Below are 21,540 nucleotides of genomic sequence, written 5' to 3' on the forward strand. Positions count from 1 at the left end.
AGCACATTGAATCATAACTCTTCTGCTTCTTATCAAGAACACCATTAGTGACTTATTCCGATTGATTAAACAGGCGGTATGCCCAGTCATGAATGTGACGGGTATATTGTTCAAGAAAGCTGCGCCCACTTGGCTGCATGAAATAAACTTCTCTTAAATATTGCGGCTGAAGAAACGGCATGATGATCATGTCTCGATACTCAATGACCACAAACTCCGCTTGCAATTGATTCGTCCGGCTATCACTTAATACTTGCTTAAAAATGCGTTCAAAAAGAAACTTTTCCTTCACTAAATAGCTGGACATCAGTTCCCGCACCAGTTGATTGTCCAGTGTCATTTCACGATGGACAAAGCGTGAAAGATAAAAATAACGCTGCTGATAACGGATTAATTGTTCTGCGATGGTGGTCAATCGTTCTGCAGGCGATGCCTGCTCCTTCGAATCTTGTTCTGATTTTTCCAACGTGCTGAGATAACCTTCAAAAAACGCAGCCATTAAATGTTCTAATAACCCCTGTTTTCCACCAAAATAATAAGAGACAAGCGCGATATTTACCCCGGCATCCGATGCAATCGCACGCACAGATACTCCGTCATAGCCGCTCATATTAAATAATTTTAGCGCTGAGTGAATGACCGCGTCTTTCGATTTTTTTCCGCTTGCTGGATCCACGCTCTTAGTCGGCATCCCGTGATCCCCTCTCTTTTATTGACTGGGCCGGCTTCCATTGACCTCTTTACTATAAACGTTCGTCTTAAATGGCGTCTACCCTTTTAAAACCATTCGACATATATGCTGAAAAATTCGATTCATTCTGCTAAAATTAAGGTACTTTCTCTTTTGATCGGGGTGAAAAGAAATGAATTCTGTCAATATAACAAGAATTCAAGTGCTTGAATCACTAATTAAGGACGAATCAAACCAAATAGCGAACCTGGCGAATGCTTCAGCATGGCTGAACGAATGCCTCGATACAATAAATTGGGTCGGCTTCTATCTTACCGATGACAATGAGCTTGTCCTCGGTCCTTTTCAAGGGAAAACAGCTTGTGTGCGTATCACCATGGGAAAAGGTGTATGCGGAACTGCTGCCCAAAAACGAGAAATTCTTCGCGTACCTGATGTTCATGAATTTCCCGGTCACATTGCCTGTGATGCGGCATCACGCTCAGAAATTGTGATTCCCCTAATCAAAGACGGTGAACTGCTCGGCGTGCTTGATATTGATAGTCCGGTTTGCGACCGTTTTTCCGAGGACGACCAGCAATTTCTTGAGGCATATGCGGAAACCTTGGTTGCTTATTTATAAGCTTGACAAATCATTCTTGAAAAAGGTATAATTGCGTTCGTGTAAAATGAGGCAGCACTGTATGGGTCTAAAGCCTTTCTATTTTGTTCCTCTTGTTAGAAAGAGGTGTACTGCGTAACCTAGACTGCCTGGGCGAAGGTGCAAGATAGCAAAATATCTTTAGCTCGCATGCAGAGGTGTCATTTTATACCGACCAGAGTGTGTTAATGGCGGAATGATCTGTCTTGCAACACATTCGAATAAAATGACGAAGGAGGAGTCATTCAATGGCTCGCTATACTGGTCCGGTTTGGAAAAAATCACGTCGTTTGGGTATTTCACTCAGCGGCACAGGTAAAGAACTTGAAAGGCGCCCATATGCTCCGGGACAACACGGTCCGACTCAACGTATTAAGTTGTCTGAATATGGTCGTCAACAACAAGAAAAACAGAAGCTGCGTTTCATGTATGGAATTAACGAACGTCAATTCCGCCGCATTTTTGACGATGCTGCAAAAATGAAAGGCGTTCACGGTGAAAACTTCATGATTCTGCTTGAATCTCGTCTCGATAATCTTGTTTATCGTCTCGGTCTTGCAAGAACACGCAGACAGTCACGCCAGCTTGTCAATCACGGACATATCACCGTTAACGGCAAACGCGTTGACATTCCGTCTTATCGTGTAAAACCAGGCGAAACAATCGGCGTTCGCGAAAAATCACGTAACCTCGTGATTATCAAGGATTCTTTGGAAACGAACACATTCGTTCCGGAATACTTGACTTTTGACGAAAAAACGCTGGAAGGTACCTATGCACGACTTCCAGAACGTTCAGAGCTCCCTGCGGAAATCACAGAAGCGATGATCGTCGAATTCTATTCAAAATAATCGATCTTGTTGTGAAGAACCTTTCCGCTTCGGCAGAAAGGTTTTTTATTTTACAAAATGAAAACAGTATAATGAACTTTTGATGAATGGCTTTCGTATATATGGATCTTCTGCTCACTGCGTGCACATCCTTTACACAACGCGGGAGTCGTTTGTTCGCTTTTTCCTTTTCAACCTTTGCCATTTACGCTAATATATAAGGAGCTTTAATTAAATTTTTCAGAATGTTGCATCCTAAAAACGATTATATTCTAGATTTTTAGAGGAGATTTGCGAATGCATGCCCCATTGAAAAACATTTCCGATTTTTTCGACCGATTGGCGGAAAAGTGGGCTTCAAGCTCAATTATTCAAACGTTACAATCCATAGCCGGTATTATTTGGAACTCACTGCTGCTTACCTTATCCATTGTCATTATTGGATTATTTTTTGCGGCTGGCACTGTTTCTGGCTATTTCGCTGCACTTGTACGTGATCAGCCCGTGCTCAGCTATAAGACACTAAAGAAAGATATTACCAATTATTCAGAGAGTAGTGTCAGTTATTTTGCAGGAAACATCCCCATAGGTAAAATGAACAGTGATCTCGTACGTACAAAGACAAAATTGAGTGATATGTCTCCTTATTTGATTCATGCTGTAGTCGCAACAGAGGACGAGCTTTTTTATCAGCACCATGGCGTTGTGCCCAAAGCTGTCCTTCGTGCCAGTGCTGAAGAGTTACTCAATAAGCCGCAAGTTACCGGCGGCAGCTCGATCACTCAGCAGCTCGTAAAGAATCAAATTCTGACTAATGAAGTGTCACTTGACCGCAAGTTTAAAGAAATATTGCTTGCGTTGCGCGTCGAACGATTTTTCACAAAAGATGAAATTCTTGAATCCTATCTCAACATGGCTTCATTCGGACGGGATGCCTCCGGTAAAAATGTCGCCGGTGCTTCGGCAGCTGCCGAAGGAATTTTCGGTGTCAAACCAAATAAGCTTTCGCTGCCTCAAGCAGCGTTTATCGCCGGTATGCCAAAGAATCCCTTTACATACTCCCCATTTCAGAATCACGGCGGTTTAAAAAAAGATCTGTCTGCCGGGATCAATCGGGCTCATACGGTACTTAACCGCATGTACGCCGCAGGTTACATTAACAAAGAACAATTGGACAAGGCATTGACCTACGATTATAAAAAACATTTTGCTAAAGCAGGTAAATCAATTAACAGCGATTACCCCTACCTGTCAAAAGAAGTGCAGAACCGTTCGAGCATTATCCTGGCAAAGCTAATGGCGCAAAAACAAGGCTACAGCAGTGATACGCTGTACGATGATTATACAAACTATAAAAAAGTGGTCTACGAGCATAGTCATGTGTATCCAAAGCGAAGTCTGGAAGAAATTGCTAAAATGCATAAATATAACTATACTTCAATTAAAAATCATTACTCGCTATTTACTGAATTTATGAGAAACGCATCACTTGATTTAGAGAACGGCGGTTACCGCATTTACACAACCATTAACAAACCAATCTATGACGATATGGAATCATTTGCCCGTAATTATTCTGGTTACAGTCCTGACCAGTACGCAAAAAATAACAATGGGCAAATCATGGAAGTGAAAAACAAGAATGGCAAAATGGAAAAAGTCATAGATCCGATGCAGGTCGGTTCTGTTCTTATTGATAACAAAACCGGACAGATTGTCAGCTTTGTCGGAGGACGCGGCTTTGACAGCTCACAGTTAAATTATGCAACTGAAGTGCCTCGCCAGAACGGCTCGACTATGAAACCATTGCTTGTCTATGCACCAGCAATGGAACTAGGATTGATCCAACCAGGCTCAATCGTTCCCGACCTTCCCTATAAGCGGATTGTCAATGGCGTAACGTATACGCCTACCGATTATGGTTCAACCACGTCGACTTCTTCGTTTCACGGCTTTGAGACTGCTCGCGCGGCATTGGCAGCATCGCACAACGTACCAGCTGTCAGTGTCTTTACGCGATTAAGTGCTGCTACTAACAAGGCGCCGGACTATCTGAAAAAGATGGGCATCACCTCGCTGGTCGGATCAGACGGATATAATGTCTCTGCAGCGCTTGGCGGCATTACAAAGGGCATAACCATAGAGGAAAACACGAATGCGTATACAACATTCGCAAACGACGGAAAATTTATTGATGCCTACATGATTGATAAAATTACAGACAGCAGTGGAACGATCATTTATCAGCACAAAACAAAGTCCGTAAAAGTTTTCTCAGAACAAACAAATTATCTCATGCTGGACATGATGCGCGATGTCTTTAAATACGGAACAGGTGCTTCTCTGCCCCGTATGCTCAATTTTTCGGCTGATTGGGCAGGAAAAACGGGAACGTCACAGGACTGGCGTGACGGCTGGCTTGTCGCATCTAATCCCAATATTACTATGGGGGTTTGGATCGGCTACGCTCATAATCAACAGCTTAACCGGAGCACCTATTCGAATCAGAGCAAACAGCTCTTTGCCGGGTTTGCCAACAGTGCTTATAATATAGACCCAGATTTAATGGCTCCTAAGGAACACTTCAAGCAACCCCAGGGGGTAAAAAAGGAAACCTATTGCGGACTGACAGATGGCAAGCCGACCGCCTATTGCAAAGCTGCGGGCTTTGAGGTTAACGATTTAATCAATGAAAAATATACACCGACGGAAGCAATTGAAGCGCTCGAGCCTTTCAACCAGATGCAGCAGCAGAATGATCAGCCGGTTGTCGATCAAGATCAACCTGATGAAAACCAGCCGCAGGATGAAAATAAAACGGATGAGAGCGGCCTCTTTAGAATTAAACCGGATTTCTTAAAATCACGTTTCCCATACACAGACTTAAGTGCGGCTAATCCGGGAGTTCTCGGCAAAATCCGTCCTTAAAGGCACCTTTAATCAATCCAAAAAGCCCTCTGGCTAAGGTATATAACCTTAGCCAGAGGGCTTTTCTTACTCAATTAAAACGTATATATCAGAAAAATTTAGTGGTTTCTAATACTTCACTATTGATCCGTTCTTTACTTCGTTGATTTTCTTTCATCAATTCGGTGTGGAAGAACGACCGTAATCGATTCCACTTTTTCATTATTCATTAATTTAGTTAGTAAGCGCATTGCAACTGCACCAATATCGTATGTCGGTTCAGCAATGCTGGTTAGCGTCGGACGCACCATTTGGACGAGACGCGTATTTTCACTGCTGACAACCTCAATATCTTCCGGAACCTTCAAACCCTCATCCTGAATCTCGTGAATCGCTCCAATCGCCATTTCGTCTGAATCAACGAAGATTGCCGTTGGTTTGATTTCCTGGCTCAGAAACTGCGACGTTGCTTCCTTACCGGATTCATAAGTATAATCCCCCTCAGTCACAAGCGTTTCTTCAAACGGAATATGATGTGATTTAAGGGCAGCCTTATAACCATTCAGCTTATACTTACCGTTAATCGGTACATCAACCGGTCCGTTAATAAAACCGACATGCTGGTTGCCTGATTCAATCAATTTTGAAATGACTTCAAAAACAGCCTGTTCATAATCAATATTTACCGACGGGATTTCGTGCTGCTCGTCCACTGTCGATGCAAGAACAAAAGGTACATTGGATTGTTTAAATTCTTCAATATGCTCCGGATCGATTTTGCCGCCCATAAAAACGATACCGTCAACCTGCTTGCCGAGAAGTGTTTGGATCAGATGAATTTCCTTGTCCTTATTTTGATCAGAGTTGCACAGGATAATATTGTACTTGTACATGGTTGCAATATCCTCAATACCTCGTGCAAGCTCGGAAAAATAAACACTGGATATATCAGGAATAATTACGCCTACCGTCGTCGTTTTTTTGCTTGCGAGCCCGCGTGCAACGGCATTTGGACGATACCCCAGTCTTTTTATCGCTTCGGAAACCTTTTTTCTAGTTGTTGGCTTCACATTTGGATTACCGTTCACTACTCGAGAAACGGTCGCCATCGATACGCCAGCTTCTCTGGCTACATCATAAATCGTTGCGCTCAATGCTCTTTTCCTCCTCAAAATCAACCAATTTTTCTATAGTCAGCTTGAACACCGGTTCACGCTCTATACCGTTTTCATTTTATCGTAACCAAAATACGCATCAATTACTTATTGATGCCTATTTCCAATACTATCAAAACTTTACTTATTTCGCTATAATTTCTTGTTCAAGCTGCGAAAAAGTGGGGATTTCTGCAATCTATTGTCTCATTGCAGACCATGAGCTCGGAACAGTAGTGCATTGGAGCTTAGCGAATCAGTAATCCTTCGGAATCGGAATCATCTGTTCCTTTTCTTCTCTTTTTTCGCTGTTGACAGCCGAAATTTTATGGGTTAAATCAATCGATTTGCGTTTTGCTGTTTGAAGCAGCTCAGCGCTTTTACCTCCCAGCACAATGCTCTCTTGCTGCAGCTGACGCACAACCTTTTTCCCCGAAGGTGCCATAAACAAATAAATAGCCAATGCGCTAAGCGCGCTTCCGGCGACAAGCCCAGAGAAAAAGGCGATACCTTTTCCAGAACAGCCTGCTCTGTCCTGTCCCATTGGAAAGCCCCCTAAATTTAGTCTTGATTCGATTTGCGAGCACTTTGCCAGCGATGAATTAAATCAATGGCTGCTTTACTCCACTGCATGGTTTGTGCGATCTTGCCTGAATTTTCAAAGCCTTTACTTTCAATATTGCTCGCAACACGCTTAACCGAAGTATTAATTGAACCTAAAGACTCTCCAAACCCTTCAACAGCATCAAATACACTATTCAAACTTTTAGATTTCCTCTGAAGGTCGACCGCGAGCAGGTTCGTCCGGTGTAAAAGTTCTGTTGTCTCTTCACTCAAGCCCTTAACTTGCACTTGAACATCTTCAAGTGTTGATGCAACGTCTTCCATCGTTTTCTGTGCAGCACGTAATGTTTGTGACAGGAAATAAACAAGAACGGCAAACGCAACGGCTATAACCGCAACGGCTAAATACAAGATAATGATCACCGTAGATCCTCCCTTTCAATCGATTCTTTATTAGTTTGATGAATCATCGCATTTCTATACCTGTGCGTGATTGAAATCACGAATTACTTGTCCACTCTTATATCTTACCATTTAAAAACCGGTAAAAAAAGGCAGAAAGCATTCGGCAAGAAGGATTTACAACGTTTCTTTATAAGCGTTCTGATATTTTTGAATGTCACCGGCACCCATGAATAGCAGGACACTGTGTCGATACTGCTTCAGGTCTTCAATGTTGCTGTTATGCAAAATATGAGATCCATTAATGCGATCTTGAAGATCATGAATAGACGTTTTGCCGCTCTTCTCTCGTGCAGAGCCGAAAATATCACAAAGATAGACTTCATCGGCTGTTGCGAGAGAAGCAGCGAATTCATCCATAAACGTCATTGTCCTGGAGTACGTATGCGGCTGGAAAATGGCAACCAGCTTACGGTCCGGATACTTTTCACGAGCCGCTTCGATTGTTACACGAATTTCAGTCGGATGGTGCGCATAATCGTCAATTAGTATTTGATCCTCTTGTTCGAGTTTCGTTTCAGAAAATCTGCGTTTAACACCGTGAAATTGAGCAAGACGTTCCTTCACAAGTTCGATCGGCACATTCATATAATTGCAGAAGGAAATAACACCAAGCGCGTTGAGCACATTATGGTTGCCATACCCGGTGATTTTGAAATGTCCATAGAGATCATTACGTACATAGACATCAAATTCAGTTCCAGAGTCATCAGGCAGGAAGGTCACATTTCTTGCCTGAAAATCATTTTCTTCATTGAAACCATAATAAATAATCGGGACATTTGATTTAATCATTTGCAACTTTTCATTATCGCCACATGCAAAGACTGCTTTATTCACCTTTAGGGCCAATTCCTGAAAAGCGCTGACAACATCATCCAAATCCCTGTAATAATCCGAATGATCAAATTCAATATTGGTAATCAAGCAATAGTCCGGATCTGAATGGAGAAAATGCCGTTTATATTCACAAGACTCCCAAATGAAATATTTACTCTTATCATTGCCTGAACCGGTACCATCGCCAATCAAGTATGAGGTCGGCGCGAACGCTTCAAAGACAAAAGAAAGCAAACCTGTCGTTGATGTTTTGCCATGTGTTCCGGTAACCGCGACACTCGTATATTTCTTTGCTAAATCGCCCAAAAAGTCGTAGTAGCGATACACAGGTACGCCGATTTCTTTTGCCTTGACAATTTCTTCGTGCTGATCTGGAAATGCATTCCCAGCAATTACGACTTCATCAGAAGTAATATTCTTTTCAGTAAAGGGCAATATCTTAATTTTTTTATCCTCAAGCGCTTTCTGTGTAAAAAAACGTTTGTCATAATCCGATCCCTGAACTTCATGATGCAGATCTTGAAGGATTTGAGCAAGTGCGCTCATTCCAGTACCCTTTATGCCAACAAAATGGTATTTCGTCATACAATGACCTCCATAAATTGCTTCGTGCATGACTAAATCGCTGCAATATGAATAGTATACTCAATTATTGACTATTCTGTGTGCTGCAGGATCGTCATCATCAATAAAAACAGAAACTGATCGACAAGTGCGGATGTGCAATCATTCTCCTTAGAGTGAATGCACAAAATTCGGGCGTGATTTAGGCGTTCAATGTGAATGCCCGCCATGCCCGACACTTATTTTAACCTTTATTTAATGTATTGTAAAAGTATATTTTTCCACCGGATGCACCATTTGAGAAATGGTTCCTGCTGCATTCATTCAAAATTGTTCCAACTCGTTTTCAGACATACGTTCTTTGAGTGCTTCCTTAGAGACCAGAACCTGACGTGGTTTGCTGCCATTATTCGCAGATATAATGCTGCGCAGTTCCAGTTCATCGACAAGACGAGCCGCGCGATTGTAGCCGACTCGAAAATGGCGTTGAATGGCAGACACTGAAGCCTGCCCCTGGTCCACAACGAACTCAGCAGCTTCACCGAGCAGTTCGTCTTCCTGTTCGGATCGCTCATAATCGGTCCGAACCGTCTCCGGTGAAAAGAGATAATCCGGCTTTGGATCATTCCGGAATGCATGAGCTACCCGATTAATTTCTTCATCAGATACATAACAAGCCTGAAGCCTGCGCAAGCTTCTGGATCCGTTTTCCGCAAACAGCAAGTCACCGCGACCCAGTAATCGTTCAGCACCGCCACAGTCCAAAATGGTTCTGGAATCTGTTTGCGAGGAAACGCTGAAGGCAATTCTGGTTGGAATATTGGATTTAATTAATCCAGTAATAACATCCACAGATGGTCTCTGAGTAGCGACAAGTAAATGAATACCTGCTGCCCTTGCTTTTTGAGCGATGCGGCAAACGGACTCTTCAACGTCCTGCGGTGCCACCATCATTAAATCAGCGAGTTCATCAATAATAATCACTATGTAAGGAATTTTCTCGCCGCTTGCATCCCCAGAACGAACTTTTCGATTATAGCCCTCCATGTCACGAACAGCATTTTCAGCAAATAACCGATATCTTTGCTCCATTTCTTCCACAGCCCATTTAAGTGCCGCTGCCGCTTCTTTCGGCTCTGTAATCACTGGAGCTGCTAAATGCGGTATTTCTTGATAAGGCGCCAGTTCTACGACCTTCGGATCGATCAGTAAGAAGCGAAGATCTTCAGGTGATGTTCTATAGATCAAACTTAAGATCAAGGAATGAATACAGACACTTTTTCCCGAACCCGTCGCCCCGGCAATTAAACCGTGCGGCATTTTAGCCAGATCTGTAAACACCTGATTGCCGGAAACGTCCTGACCGAGCGCTGCCGTCAACGGTGCCTGACTTTTTATATATTCTGTGGATGCAAGCAGTTCTTTGAGCAATACCGATTTGCGCACCTTATTCGGTATTTCAATACCCACTGCACTTGTACCAGGAACCGGCGCAATACGGATTTGTCTTGCAGCAAGACTCAATTTAATATCTTCATTTAAACTGAGCACCTTGTTGATTTTCACACCCGGTTGCAGATGAAGGTCAAATCGTGTCACACTCGGTCCTTGGACGTAACCAATGACATCAGCGTCGACATGGAAATTTTCTAAGGTTTCACTAAGTGTTTCTTGTTTATCCTCAATCCATGAATTGCTCTCCTCTTCCGAATGGCTCGGATCATTGAGTAGATTGAGGGGCAGCTGCAATCCACCTGATTTCGGCGACTCGCCGGCAGGTACAGCTACAGCCGTTTGTTTCGGTTTGCGATCCGAATGAAACATCAGAACATTGAAAGGAACCTTTGATTGTGATTCATGACGATGCGGTGAGCGAGGCAGTCTGCTGCTCACTCGAAGTGTTTCATGACGACTTTGATCTGGCTCGGTTCGTCTGAGCTCTTGAAATGAACCGTGTTCTTCCCGAACTTCATCTTTCACAGCTTCTGATTGATCAGTGTGACTTGTTTCCGACAACGTTGAGTGAACTGCACTCTCCTTTGACAGTACATGTTCATCCTCACCGATCACTTTCTTATTTGAAGATATGTTTTCAGTAAAATCATCACGGCGTACTTCTTTTTTCCTAGTCATGGCCGGTTGATCAGTAATTTGCCGATCAAGTATCGGCTGATCTGCAGAATGAGGCAATTCAACCGGATGCAACTGTTCTTCCTTTTTCCGATCATGTATCTGCCGTTTCTCTTGCTCCTCTTTATCGTTATTTAGATAAAAAGATGGATCTGGTTTCTTCGATTTGATTGTTTCTGAAGGCTGTCGGTAGCCAAAAACAGGGGAAGGCACCTTAGTTAGTCGAAAAGGAGCCTTTTTCCTCAAATGAGCCGCATGCTGCGCTTGATAAGCTATCAATTCATCTGCATTTTTTTTCTTCGCTGATTTTCTCTCGGGCTGCGGGCTATGCTCAGGATATTTGGCAAGCATCTTCACTTCAACATGCCTATTGGCATCCTTGAATCGCCCAACCGGAGCCGCAGCAGTCGTCTCTTCATGCTCGCTGCCCTGAATCTGTGTTTCATCATTATCCGAACTAAACAATCGGCGCCACCATTTATCAGCCATTTTCATTCACCTCACCTTCACACAACGCTCTCTAATGATTAAACGCGCACTTTCTTTGCTACGAGCGCATAAAAATCCTGCCCGATTTGAGTGGCGGAATCGAGTACTAATATTCCCCTCTTTTGAGGCGCATTCGGCAGTGCTAATTCTCGAGCAGAACAAATCATTCCGTCAGATGCTACTCCTCGAAGCACGGTTGGCCTTATAATCGTTCCGTTCGGCATTAAAGCCCCAAGTCTAGCAACAACCACTTTCTGGCCTTGGTCAATGTTTGGCGCACCGCAGACAATCTGCAGTGTATCTTCCCCGCATTCCACGTGACACACATGCATATGATCCGAATTCGGATGTTCTTTCAAATCACGCACATATCCTGTCACGATCAATGGTTTTGGTGTTTCGGGTAGAGAATAATCCAGTTTTTCATCTGCAAGTTTCTGATTTAAGTGCTCGATCAGTGATGCATCTGCTTTGACTTCTCCAGCCAATTCATTTTTTACAAAATGTGAAGCATGGGAAATATTAAAACCCAATGTCTCATTTGTTGTTTCATCGAAAATTCGTGTCACGTCGCCTTTTGTCTGAAACGTTTCTTTCTCTCCATCTTTCAAATAAATGATTAAAATATCGCCAATGCCCTCACGATTATAGTAAAGAATCATTCAATTAAACCCCTTCCAACCCATTATGCTGCTGCACACGACCCTGAGTATGCACCATTTTCCTGTTACTTTTTCGGTCTGCCTGTCATCGGCCGTTTATTCGCCATGATGAATATCGGTTCGAGCTCACCTTTTTCATCAAAAATGAACGGCAGCATGGTGATTCTTAAATTACCTGTCGTATAAAATTTCATGGTCATCTGTGCAAGAATATCATAACCCTCAGGATTAACAATATCGCCGAAAATCAATACATCCTGATGCGGCACAGCCACAGTCAAATCGCCCTTCGCCTTGGAACGCATCGTCTCAATCAGTTTTCGATTCAGAATTCTGCTAGCGTCAAAGCCATCATTCATCGTGATAAAGTAAAACGTATTGTGTCGGACAACATCCTTTTTAAAAGTCGTCGGAAGTGCGCTCAAATTAAACATGGCAAGTTCTGTTAGCGTTTGCTTGTCCAGGCCTTCGCGAGCAAGAAACTGCTCGTCGATGAGTCGGCATGCATTTCCAAGATCCAGCGCATAAAAAATCTTCGTTTCAGCCGTATGTTCTCTGGAAATCAACAGACGGCCGTCATGCGTATGGTTCGGAAAAGACGCAGAACGGATGACCGGAAAGATCCGATCTTCTTTTCCATTTAAATGAGGCGAGACAGCCATCGCTTCGATTCCGCGATCAATGGCGATCAATGTCTGCTCCAGTGCTTCACTTCCATCTTCCTGTACCCGGCGCTGCAACTCGGCAAGCGACAAAGTAACGCCTTTGCCATTTGCTGCTTGCTCAATACGCACTGTTTCATTCTTATGATCAAAACGAATCGTTCGATCTTTCGTATTAAATCTCTGCTCAAGAATCTTTATCAGTTCGGCGCGATCCATAATCAATCAGCCCCTTATTAATTTCATTCACCATCTACCTAACGGTACATCCGTCATAGAAAGAACATGCTCTTAGTTTAGCATAGACCGGATACATGATGGTAGACAGTTAGTTCTTGTTATGCGCGTACATGCCTTCAATCAGTTTTAAAATATGTAAAAACATTTCGGTACGCGTGATGCGTCCTTCCGTTAGAATACCAATTGTTCCGCCATGAGTGCTCACATCTTTTTGATGCGCATACGCATCAGCAATGTCGCCAAGTTCGCTGCCGGAACGAATACCTTCAGCAAGTGCTTCTGGGAGAAGAATTCGAGCGCCGCCTGCGCTGATCACCTTGCCGTCTCGATCAGCTCCTGCCGCCCAGTTGCATAAATACATCTCGCCTCCGATATCCGATACCCCTCCTTCCATTCCGATACCGAAATCAATTGCGGGATTTTGACTCAATACGGTCTTTGCACGGTTGATCGCTCCCTGCCTTGTTTCAAGGTCGGACATCGGCATTGCGGAAACGCCTGATGGAACATCAAAACTACGGATCTCTGCATCGATTGATCCGTCTTGCAGTAATTGTCTTACTGCATCTATTTTCGCCGGGTTCTTGGTCCCGACCCCAATAATGGTCATGAACTTTCCTTCTTTCCTTACTGAATTATTTCGTGATTCATTCTATTGAATCGTATTGCCCCAGATTCACCGGACCGCTTTCCCATTTCTAATCTTTACGGTTATTCTTGGTAAAATCGTTCGGATTCATTATACTTTTAGATAAGAAAGAAAATACAGGGAGTCCCACACAGCCCGGCAGAGCTGCTTGGAACACTCCTGTAAGAAGGGATGCGGAGATAGCATGAGCAGACGCTTTGCTGCAGCTCTTGTGGTCGGAACAATCACCGGTTATTTCGCCGGAATCGCCACGTGCCGCCTTATAAGTAAAAAAGAAACATTGAGTTCGGAACATGTGCTGGAACACGTCAAGTCCGCGATAAATAACCAGTTGCCGATCGAAGGTGCCTGGATTTACCTTTCCCCGCACATTTGGTCAAGAGACGACTTGAACTATATGGTCTACAAGGGGGGCTTGATCTCAAATGAACATGGAACCAGCCGCTATTTCGATTTTGTTGCCGATGCACATAGTGGAACGGTCCTTGAATTAACTGCACAACACTAACAACGTGTATCTCACTGCCGCTTCTCGTGCAGTGAGATTTTATTATTCACTGGATATGGCTTCACAGCGATAAATTCTTTGACCCTTTCCAGAAAATTTTTCTTCATATTCAGTCACTACATTATCCTTTGTCCCTGAATGGTGCAGATCAAGACTGATATTCTGAAGGACAAATCCATATTTAGAAAAGCTTTCAAGCGAATATTCGAATAAGCCTTGGTTATCTGTTTTGAAATTCAAGATTCCGCCTTTTTTTAACACATACTCATATTGAGCGAGAAAAGCAGAATAGGTCAGTCTTCTTTTTTCATGACGATTTTTAGGCCAAGGATCACAGAAATTCAGGTAAAGTGCATCTACTTCATCCTCAGCAAAGAACTCCGTTAAACCTCTTGCGTCCTCGTTAATCAACCGTACGTTTTCAAGGTTCTCATTCAAGCAATTATCAAGAGCAGTGACAATCACGCTTTCATGCAGTTCTATGCCAATAAAATTAATCATTGGGTATTTTTTGGCCATTCCCGTAATGAAACGGCCTTTACCGGATCCTATTTCTACGTGAAGCGGCGCATCCCTTTTAAATAAATCACGCCATTCGCCGTTATACTCTTTAGGCGATTGAATCACAATATCCGAATACTGATCAAGTTTTCCTTTTGCCCAAGGTTTATGGCGTACTCTCATGAATAACTCTCCCTTATTTTCACTTGAATCACTAATTAAAGTACCGCTTGAAGACTTGCGGTAAACTTATTCTATTGCTTTTCTTTCTATTCTACCATGGCAGTCATTAATTCCACATCGGCTGTTTCAATCAAATGCTCAAGTCCGCAACAAAGTGCATCCTCCCTCTTTTATGGGAAGATGCTTCATACGACTATTTTACAGCGGGCATCCGAATAAACAAGCGGTACAAAATTAAGGCAGGATATCTGCAGCATACTCATTAAGCCAAAGCAAATCTTTCTCAAATAAGATCATTTTTTTCATTTCGGCATGCTCTTGGTGCCAGAACATAAATCTTAAGGTCATAGCCACCATATGCCATACAAGCCGCAGCTGCAGTGACCGCGTAAGCTTAAGTCCATAGAGACCAAGCCAGTTTTCCCACTGATCCTCTTCGACGTACCAGTAGAGCAGCATCGCCAAATCCATGGCCGGATCAGCGATTACCGCCTGATCCCAATCGACAAGATATAAACTTTTTTCATCGTGACTAAGCAGCCAATTATTATGATTAATATCCGAGTGGCATACCATTTTGTTTGGAAATTCAGCGAGTTCAGCCATGTCTTTCAAGAGATTAAGCGATTGTCTAAGCGCCCGAGTCTCATTCCGCCCCTGTGCCCGGCTCTCCAATTGATTAAGTATTTGTGTGGTCGTCATCGGCTTCTTGCCCAAACGCCTCATCATATTCAGCAGAGGCTCAGACGTATGAATTTTTTTCAGCAGATCCGCAACCTGCTCTGAGGACATTTCTCTCGGCAGCAGCACTCGCCCTTTCATCCACTTCTGTGCAGTCAACACATCGCCGTTATCCATGCGCCGCGTCCACAGCAGTTTCGGGACGATGCCCTCAGCAGATAGGACAGCAAGAAATGGGGAAGAATTTCGCTTTATAAAAAGCTTATTTTCCCCTGAGCTTGCCATAAAGGCTTCTCCTGTTAATCCTCCTGCGGGAGATATCTTCCAATTATCGCCATCGAAAAATCGAATCAAAGCATTCCACCATTGCCTTTCCAGATCTGCTTTTTTTATGAAAAAAACAGACTATGCCTAAAAATATACCACGTTCGCGTTCAATCAACAATCAAAAAGATGAGAAGAATCCAAATGATTTTAATCAGATTGTCCTGGGTTCAGATACGGTTTCACTATTGTTGAGCAGGGCTTCAGCACATTCAATCTGTCCCCGCTTCATAAGTAAGGAATGCTGATCCATTTTTTGGAACCATTCAGCTTCGTTTCTCAAATCAATAAAACGCGCCTCAAACTCGCCTGCTTTAGACTCAATGTAACCATCAGGGGCATACACAACTGCTTCCACTTCCATAGACCGCAGCCCTTTGCTCTGCAGAAAGGCTGAAACAACTGCTTTGGTCCGCCGCAGTGAGATCAAAGGATTTAAGAGCGGACGCTGTGCTCCATTCGTAATGACATTCCAATTTCTTTGTGAAACGGGTTGAAACACATCGCCGGGATTACCCAATAGAGGATGAACACAACAAATGACATCATTCGCGATTAACAGAGAATCGAGCTGAACGGGGCCAGACCGGGTAAGTAGCACCGGCAGGTACATGAAAAATGAGACATCGTTTATTTCTTTAATTAAATGCCTTAACCAATGCTCCGAATAAATCGTGTCTGGAAAGGATGACCATTCAAATGCGGTTCGCGTCGACCATTCCAATTGCTTGTCAAAAAGCCAATCCTCAAATTCATGTTTCAATTGGTTTTTATATATATCGGCACCATCATCTGATTGTTGAATGCCATGAACATGTTCCCAGTCTTCTTTCCACTCCGCAAACCGCCTTTTCTTCAGCCAATTATAACGATTAGCGTAACTGCGGAAGTTCATCTGATAGCGGGAAATACATTGATTTATTTTAATGAGTTGAGCCATACTCGTTCCCCTTCTCTTGAACAAATCGTGCTGTTAAAAATAGATGTGAAGTGATGCGTATGAGAAAGTCTGAGCGCTGTCGGCATTCAAAGTTGACTTCATTAATCTTTTCTTCACCATAACTATTATTTTAATTCAAAACTCTAATTAGGCGAAGTATTTATTCACCTAAAAAAGGAAATTCAAAAACCGGCAGATAATGCGGCAGAGTCTCAGGCTGAACTTTAAAAAGCATCATGCTGCATACCTCCCATGATTTTCCTGTTATGGCGCAATCAGTTATTGGCAGATCCACACGCATTTCACCGTCAATCCAACGCTTTGCTAATGTAATATGTGGATGGAACGGACGTTTTTCTATATTAAAACCGATAATGGATAATGCTTGTCCAAGATCACTTCTTAACTGGTGCAGTTCCTGATTTGGAAAGAGCGAAGCAAACAAAACGCGCGGCCGATGTTTCTCTCCAAATCCGTCAATTCCTGACAGTTTCAAATGGAATGAATGATGCCGGCGCGAAATTTGAGAAACAGTCTGAACGACCGCTGCTCTTTTTTCTTCATCAAGTGCACCAAAGAATAGAAGTGTACAGTGAAGATCTGCCGGATTCGTCCTCCGTTTATAGTGAATGTTATTCATAAATGGCGTGGCCGCTTGACAGGTCATGATTCTTAATTCGTCAGCAAGCGGAATCGCCAAAAAATAGTGATCAGTCATCAGATATACACCTCAATTTGAGCAAAAGCCTTCACATGATAAAATTACGCTTTCTTTAATCGTTAGCATTGCTGTAATGTTTTTTAAAAATCAATTACTTCGTATCATCACTCATTAATCAATACGGTATTATTGAAATTATCTCTATAACTGAAAAATCATACGACATCGGTCGACTCAACCCCTGTAAATCCTGTATAATGTAACTAATTCAATTGGAATAGTGCGTGCTGACTGTATCCCTGTCCGTGAAACCATCACGGATCATTAGGTCACATGTTTTTTTCTTGATTTAGATACATTAAAAAAGTGTTTTACAGCGATTAAAGAAAAGAGAGATCATTATGACAAAAATTGTCCAATCCATTGATGAACTTGTCGGCGAAACACCGATGGTTCGATTGAATCGGCTGCCCGATCCGAACGGTGCAGACATCTATGCAAAATTAGAATACTTCAATCCCACAAAAAGTGTAAAAGATCGTGCAGCATTGTATATGATCCTCGATGCTGAAAACCGAGGTATTATTGCGAAGGGCGCAACCATTATCGAACCAACATCAGGAAATATGGGCATCGGTCTTGCGATGGTCGCCGTTGCCCGCGGCTATAAAGCAATTATAGTGATGCCTGATACGATGACGCAAGAACGAATTAATTTATTAAGAGCCCTGGGAGCGGAGGTTGTGCTGACTCCGGGTAAAGATAAGATGCCCGGTGCAATAAAAAAAGCGCGTCAACTTGCCGAAATGATGCCAAACAGCTATATGCCGATGCAATTTGAAAATCAGGCAAATCCCAAGGCACACCAAAAAACTACAGGTACAGAAATTATAAAAGATATTCAGCAACTCAATCGTCCGTTTCGTGCATTTGTGGGAGCTGCCGGAACAGGGGGCACAGTCTCTGGAGCTGGAAAAGCTTTGAAGGAGGCGTTTCCTGAATTGACTGTACATATTTGCGAGCCTGCAGGATCGCCGGTCTATACCGGCGGAAAACCAGGGCGGCATAAAATCGTCGGCACGAGCCCCGGATTTATTCCGAACACAATGGATATGTCAATCATTGATGAGGTTATTGAAGTCAGCGATGAAGACGCTTATGAATTAACACGCAGATTAGCGAGCGAAGAAGGCATTCTGTGCGGTCCTTCTTCAGGCGCATCTGTTTATGTTGCCCTTCAGGTCGCTAAGCGATATAAACCAGGTGATGTGGTGGTCTGTATCATTAATGACACCGGTGAGCGCTATTTGTCCGGAGATATTTTTCCACGATAATTCAATGAATCATTCCCCTCCGTTTGCATAAAAATCGGAGGTTTTTTTATTTCCGCATACTGTGATTTTAAAGTTTAAGTTAATGATTGTTATGGCTCCGGCGTCATTTATCAAACCGGCGTCTTAAATGAACGATTAAAGAACATCTAAATTTAACATTATCTAAATAATAAAAAAAGCATTTGACTTTTTCATTGAATGAGTTATATTTAATTTGTTAACAGAAAATTATGTGACTTCTCAACTTAAAAGAAACCATTTGCTCAGTGATTTTTTTTGTTTGCTCGCAACGCGAACGACCAAATGGCAAACGTATTTTACTTGAGACGTTTCGGCATTTTCAAAACTCTGTGTCGAAGCTTGCTTGAATATTTCGCTCAATAAGAGATCTGTCTTTTATTGATAAATAATCTAGGGAGTGATGATTTGAGTCCTTCAACTGATCGAATGCTAAATCGCGTTAGATCCGTATATTTGTTCATTCGCAAACAAGGTGTGGTTACGACGAAAGAGCTGGTTGAAGAATTTGACATGACACAGAGAACAATGCAAAGAGACTTGAATATTTTAACCTATAACGATTTGGTTCAAAGTCCTCGAAAAGGTCAATGGGCCGTGACAAAGAAGCGAGTTAAGGTTTCGTGAGCTGTTTAAAACAGCTCTTTTTTATTTGTTTTTTTAATTTTGGGACCCATAACAAAGTCCTTTCTTAAACATAGACTATAGGTGAATGACACGATTTATCAAATTAAGGAGGAACCTATCTATGTTTTCAAACGGCAATACTTTCCCACAAGACGCCAATGCTTTCCAGCCTTCTTCCGCGCCAAGAGGACGGATTGACAGCCAGAATCAAGAAGCCTTTCAAAACACTTCATCAATACCCCAAAATCATCCTGAATTAAATCCCGGCTACCCGCTCTCTGCACGTCAACAAGCCGGAAATTCCTATGCCGAAAATGGTTTTATATGGGATGGTCCTTCTGAAAACAGCAGGCAGATGCAGCAGCCCCCTCGTCCGCCTCAGCCGCCTTTCAATCCTCAGCAATTCGAACGCAGGCTTAGACAGATTGAACGGCAACAGGATCTCTTCCAGCGCGAGCTCCAAAGTCTTGATCGAAGAGTTCGTTCCATTGAACGAAGGCTTGGATTTCCTATTCCGCCAGTCGGCGTTCCGGGATTCCCTCCGAGACAACAATAAAAAAGGAAATTCGGAGTCGATTCCGAATTTCCTTTTTTACTTTACACAAATAAGAAATTATCAAGATTTAGAGAAATTAAACGTTAATGATCCGTGACTGTTGCAACGACGAATTCATCGGTGACTCGATTAAGCCTTTCGTCTTCTGAATCCACCGGTAATCCGCCTGAGCAGACCGGTCCATCGTGCAAGAACTAAATATGCTGCAGCGCCTAAGAAAACGCTTAGAATGACCACAATAAACGCGATGCTGCGTCTGCTTGGTACATTCCCGCCAAAGAGCAGGAAAATGAGTTGAATTACCAAACACATGATGATCGTATAACCAACGATATGAATCGTTTGCCGCACGATTTGTGAATAATGATAATCGGTCGCTCTCTTTATCGCAATCAGATTAATTAAAATGCAAACCGTATAGCCGATATTTGTCGCAAGTACAGGTCCCACCATACCGAAAAATTTCATGAATGCAGGGTTCAATAATATTTTGACAATCACCCCTGCCACAAGGCTGATCAGTGTTACTCGTTGATGGTTGATGCCTTGCAATACAGAAGCGGAAACTTGAAACAGTGCAAAGAAGACGGCTGTCGGCGCATACCACTGAAGCACCCTTCCGCCAATTTGCAGCGCTTCCGGACTCATTTCGAAAAGCAGTCCGTGGATCATATATCCTAAAATAGATAGCCCAATGGCTGCCGGAACAGTCAAGAAAAGGACTAATTCAAATGCTTGAGTAATTTTACTATTGACTTCCGCGATTTTTCCATTGGAATAGGACTTTATTATCGCCGGTACTGCGCTGACCGCAAGCGAAGTTGCCAGAGTGACCGGTATCATGACCATTTTTTGATCATTCATGGTTAAATCTGTAATGACGATCTTCGTTATTTTATCAGAATAGTCAAGATAATGGTACGCCATGACCTGATCAATGAGCTGATAAAGCTGCATTGAGATTCCGACAGCTACAAAAGGAACTGCGTACGTCACAAGCTCTTTATACATGGACAGATAGGAGATTCTGTAACGCTGCACCCTCTGCTGCTGCATATTATCCAAATATTTCCGTCTTCGTACCCAATAATGCAGCATAACGTACAGACCGGCAACAGCACCGACAAATGCCGCAAAAGTGGCGAGTGCCGCCGCAGTAACGGCTGAGCCGTTGAAGACATTCATAACTAGAAAAGCTCCAATTAAAATAAAGGCCACACGCATAATTTGTTCGACAACCTGAGATACAGCAGTCGGCCCCATCGATTGAAACCCTTGAAAATATCCACGCATGAGGCTCATCACAGGCACGACAAGAATGGCAATGCTGACGACACGGGTAACCATGATCACATTGGCTAGTTCATTCTTCGGAACGCCATAAGTAGCTGCAATATGAGGTGCTCCTAAAAAGAGGATGAGAAAGCCGACGAGACCTGTCACAGACATCAAGAGAATTCCTGATTTGAAAAGACGTTTTCCGGATTCATAATCGCCAAGCGAATTATACTTGGATACAAATTTTGAAACCGCAAGCGGCAAGCCCATGGTCGAAATACTCAGCATAATTCCATAGGGTGTATAAGCATACTGATAAAGGAACGCACCTTCCGTTCCGGTCATCGCATTATAGGGAATAACAAATAGAATACCTAACAATCTTGATACAAAGGAGGCAACTGTAAGAATCACAGCCCCACGGACCATAGTTGATGCGGACATC

At 42.9% G+C, this 21,540-nt stretch carries 21 protein-coding genes; 7 read left to right on the forward strand and 14 right to left on the reverse strand.

Features of this window, described 5'->3' with window-relative positions:
* Positions 1–52: 52 nt before the first annotated feature.
* On the reverse strand, positions 53–691 hold the full coding sequence (gene refZ / locus NOM01_RS01615) for a forespore capture DNA-binding protein RefZ (protein WP_255745817.1): 639 nt from the start codon (positions 689–691) through the stop codon (positions 53–55).
* A 172-nt stretch (positions 692–863) separates the two neighbouring features.
* On the opposite strand from refZ, the gene NOM01_RS01620 reads away from it, so the two are divergent.
* From NOM01_RS01620 to NOM01_RS01630, 3 genes are all read left to right on the forward strand, one after another.
* Complete coding sequence (locus NOM01_RS01620) at positions 864–1,313, forward strand: GAF domain-containing protein (protein ID WP_255745819.1); 450 nt, start codon at positions 864–866, stop codon at positions 1,311–1,313.
* 266 nt (positions 1,314–1,579) lie between these two features.
* On the forward strand, positions 1,580–2,182 hold the full coding sequence (gene rpsD / locus NOM01_RS01625) for a 30S ribosomal protein S4 (protein ID WP_255745821.1): 603 nt from the start codon (positions 1,580–1,582) through the stop codon (positions 2,180–2,182).
* 276 nt (positions 2,183–2,458) lie between these two features.
* Complete coding sequence (locus tag NOM01_RS01630) at positions 2,459–5,089, forward strand: transglycosylase domain-containing protein (protein ID WP_255745823.1); 2,631 nt, start codon at positions 2,459–2,461, stop codon at positions 5,087–5,089.
* 134 nt (positions 5,090–5,223) lie between these two features.
* Here the strand turns inward: NOM01_RS01630 and ccpA are convergent, their stop codons facing one another.
* From ccpA to NOM01_RS01670, 8 genes are all read right to left on the reverse strand, one after another.
* Positions 5,224–6,222 carry a catabolite control protein A gene (gene ccpA, locus NOM01_RS01635; RefSeq protein ID WP_255745825.1) on the reverse strand — a complete coding sequence of 333 codons (999 nt, stop codon included), beginning with the start codon at positions 6,220–6,222 and terminating at the stop codon, positions 5,224–5,226.
* Between the two features lie 256 nt (positions 6,223–6,478).
* Positions 6,479–6,766 carry a YtxH domain-containing protein gene (locus NOM01_RS01640; RefSeq protein WP_255745828.1) on the reverse strand — a complete coding sequence of 96 codons (288 nt, stop codon included), beginning with the start codon at positions 6,764–6,766 and terminating at the stop codon, positions 6,479–6,481.
* A gap of 17 nt (positions 6,767–6,783) precedes the next feature.
* The gene (locus NOM01_RS01645) at positions 6,784–7,209 is read right to left on the reverse strand and encodes a DUF948 domain-containing protein (RefSeq protein ID WP_255745830.1); all 426 of its coding nucleotides are present in this window, start codon (positions 7,207–7,209) and stop codon (positions 6,784–6,786) included.
* Between the two features lie 156 nt (positions 7,210–7,365).
* Positions 7,366–8,673 carry a UDP-N-acetylmuramate--L-alanine ligase gene (gene murC, locus NOM01_RS01650; RefSeq protein WP_255745832.1) on the reverse strand — a complete coding sequence of 436 codons (1,308 nt, stop codon included), beginning with the start codon at positions 8,671–8,673 and terminating at the stop codon, positions 7,366–7,368.
* 303 nt (positions 8,674–8,976) lie between these two features.
* Positions 8,977–11,271, reverse strand: a complete 2,295-nt coding sequence (locus tag NOM01_RS01655) for a DNA translocase FtsK (RefSeq protein WP_304654716.1) — start codon at positions 11,269–11,271, stop codon at positions 8,977–8,979.
* Between the two features lie 38 nt (positions 11,272–11,309).
* Positions 11,310–11,933 (reverse strand): YtpR family tRNA-binding protein, encoded by a 624-nt coding sequence (ytpR, locus tag NOM01_RS01660; RefSeq protein ID WP_255745834.1) that lies wholly within the window; start codon positions 11,931–11,933, stop codon positions 11,310–11,312.
* Between the two features lie 65 nt (positions 11,934–11,998).
* Positions 11,999–12,814 carry a DUF1444 family protein gene (locus NOM01_RS01665; protein ID WP_255745836.1) on the reverse strand — a complete coding sequence of 272 codons (816 nt, stop codon included), beginning with the start codon at positions 12,812–12,814 and terminating at the stop codon, positions 11,999–12,001.
* Positions 12,815–12,923: 109 nt separating this feature from the next.
* Complete coding sequence (locus tag NOM01_RS01670; protein WP_255745838.1) at positions 12,924–13,445, reverse strand: DUF84 family protein; 522 nt, start codon at positions 13,443–13,445, stop codon at positions 12,924–12,926.
* Between the two features lie 223 nt (positions 13,446–13,668).
* On the opposite strand from NOM01_RS01670, the gene NOM01_RS01675 reads away from it, so the two are divergent.
* The gene (locus NOM01_RS01675; protein WP_255745840.1) at positions 13,669–13,992 is read left to right on the forward strand and encodes a hypothetical protein; all 324 of its coding nucleotides are present in this window, start codon (positions 13,669–13,671) and stop codon (positions 13,990–13,992) included.
* Between the two features lie 42 nt (positions 13,993–14,034).
* On the opposite strand, the gene trmB is transcribed toward NOM01_RS01675, so the two are convergent.
* From trmB to thpR, 4 genes are all read right to left on the reverse strand, one after another.
* A complete protein-coding gene (gene trmB / locus NOM01_RS01680; RefSeq protein ID WP_255745842.1) occupies positions 14,035–14,676 on the reverse strand; it encodes a tRNA (guanosine(46)-N7)-methyltransferase TrmB in 642 nt (213 codons plus the stop codon).
* Between the two features lie 234 nt (positions 14,677–14,910).
* Positions 14,911–15,642 carry a phosphotransferase family protein gene (locus NOM01_RS01685; protein WP_255745843.1) on the reverse strand — a complete coding sequence of 244 codons (732 nt, stop codon included), beginning with the start codon at positions 15,640–15,642 and terminating at the stop codon, positions 14,911–14,913.
* 193 nt (positions 15,643–15,835) lie between these two features.
* Entirely contained in the window at positions 15,836–16,621 is a 786-nt protein-coding gene (locus NOM01_RS01690) for a hypothetical protein (protein WP_255745844.1), read from the reverse strand.
* 160 nt (positions 16,622–16,781) lie between these two features.
* Positions 16,782–17,339, reverse strand: a complete 558-nt coding sequence (thpR, locus tag NOM01_RS01695; protein ID WP_255745846.1) for an RNA 2',3'-cyclic phosphodiesterase — start codon at positions 17,337–17,339, stop codon at positions 16,782–16,784.
* Between the two features lie 344 nt (positions 17,340–17,683).
* Here thpR and cysK point away from each other — a divergent pair, with 344 nt between their 5' ends.
* The 3 genes from cysK (at position 17,684) to NOM01_RS01710 (ending at position 19,817) form a co-directional block, all read left to right on the forward strand.
* Positions 17,684–18,616 (forward strand): cysteine synthase A, encoded by a 933-nt coding sequence (gene cysK, locus NOM01_RS01700; RefSeq protein ID WP_255745848.1) that lies wholly within the window; start codon positions 17,684–17,686, stop codon positions 18,614–18,616.
* A gap of 426 nt (positions 18,617–19,042) precedes the next feature.
* The gene (locus NOM01_RS01705; RefSeq protein ID WP_253058988.1) at positions 19,043–19,261 is read left to right on the forward strand and encodes a DeoR family transcriptional regulator; all 219 of its coding nucleotides are present in this window, start codon (positions 19,043–19,045) and stop codon (positions 19,259–19,261) included.
* 121 nt (positions 19,262–19,382) lie between these two features.
* Entirely contained in the window at positions 19,383–19,817 is a 435-nt protein-coding gene (locus tag NOM01_RS01710; protein WP_255745850.1) for a hypothetical protein, read from the forward strand.
* A gap of 129 nt (positions 19,818–19,946) precedes the next feature.
* On the opposite strand, the gene NOM01_RS01715 is transcribed toward NOM01_RS01710, so the two are convergent.
* The gene (locus NOM01_RS01715; protein ID WP_255745851.1) at positions 19,947–21,539 is read right to left on the reverse strand and encodes a putative polysaccharide biosynthesis protein; all 1,593 of its coding nucleotides are present in this window, start codon (positions 21,537–21,539) and stop codon (positions 19,947–19,949) included.
* Position 21,540: the final 1 nt, after the last annotated feature.

The sequence above is a fragment of the Sporolactobacillus sp. STSJ-5 genome (assembly GCF_024385605.1).
Classification (GTDB): domain Bacteria; phylum Bacillota; class Bacilli; order Bacillales; family Sporolactobacillaceae; genus Sporolactobacillus.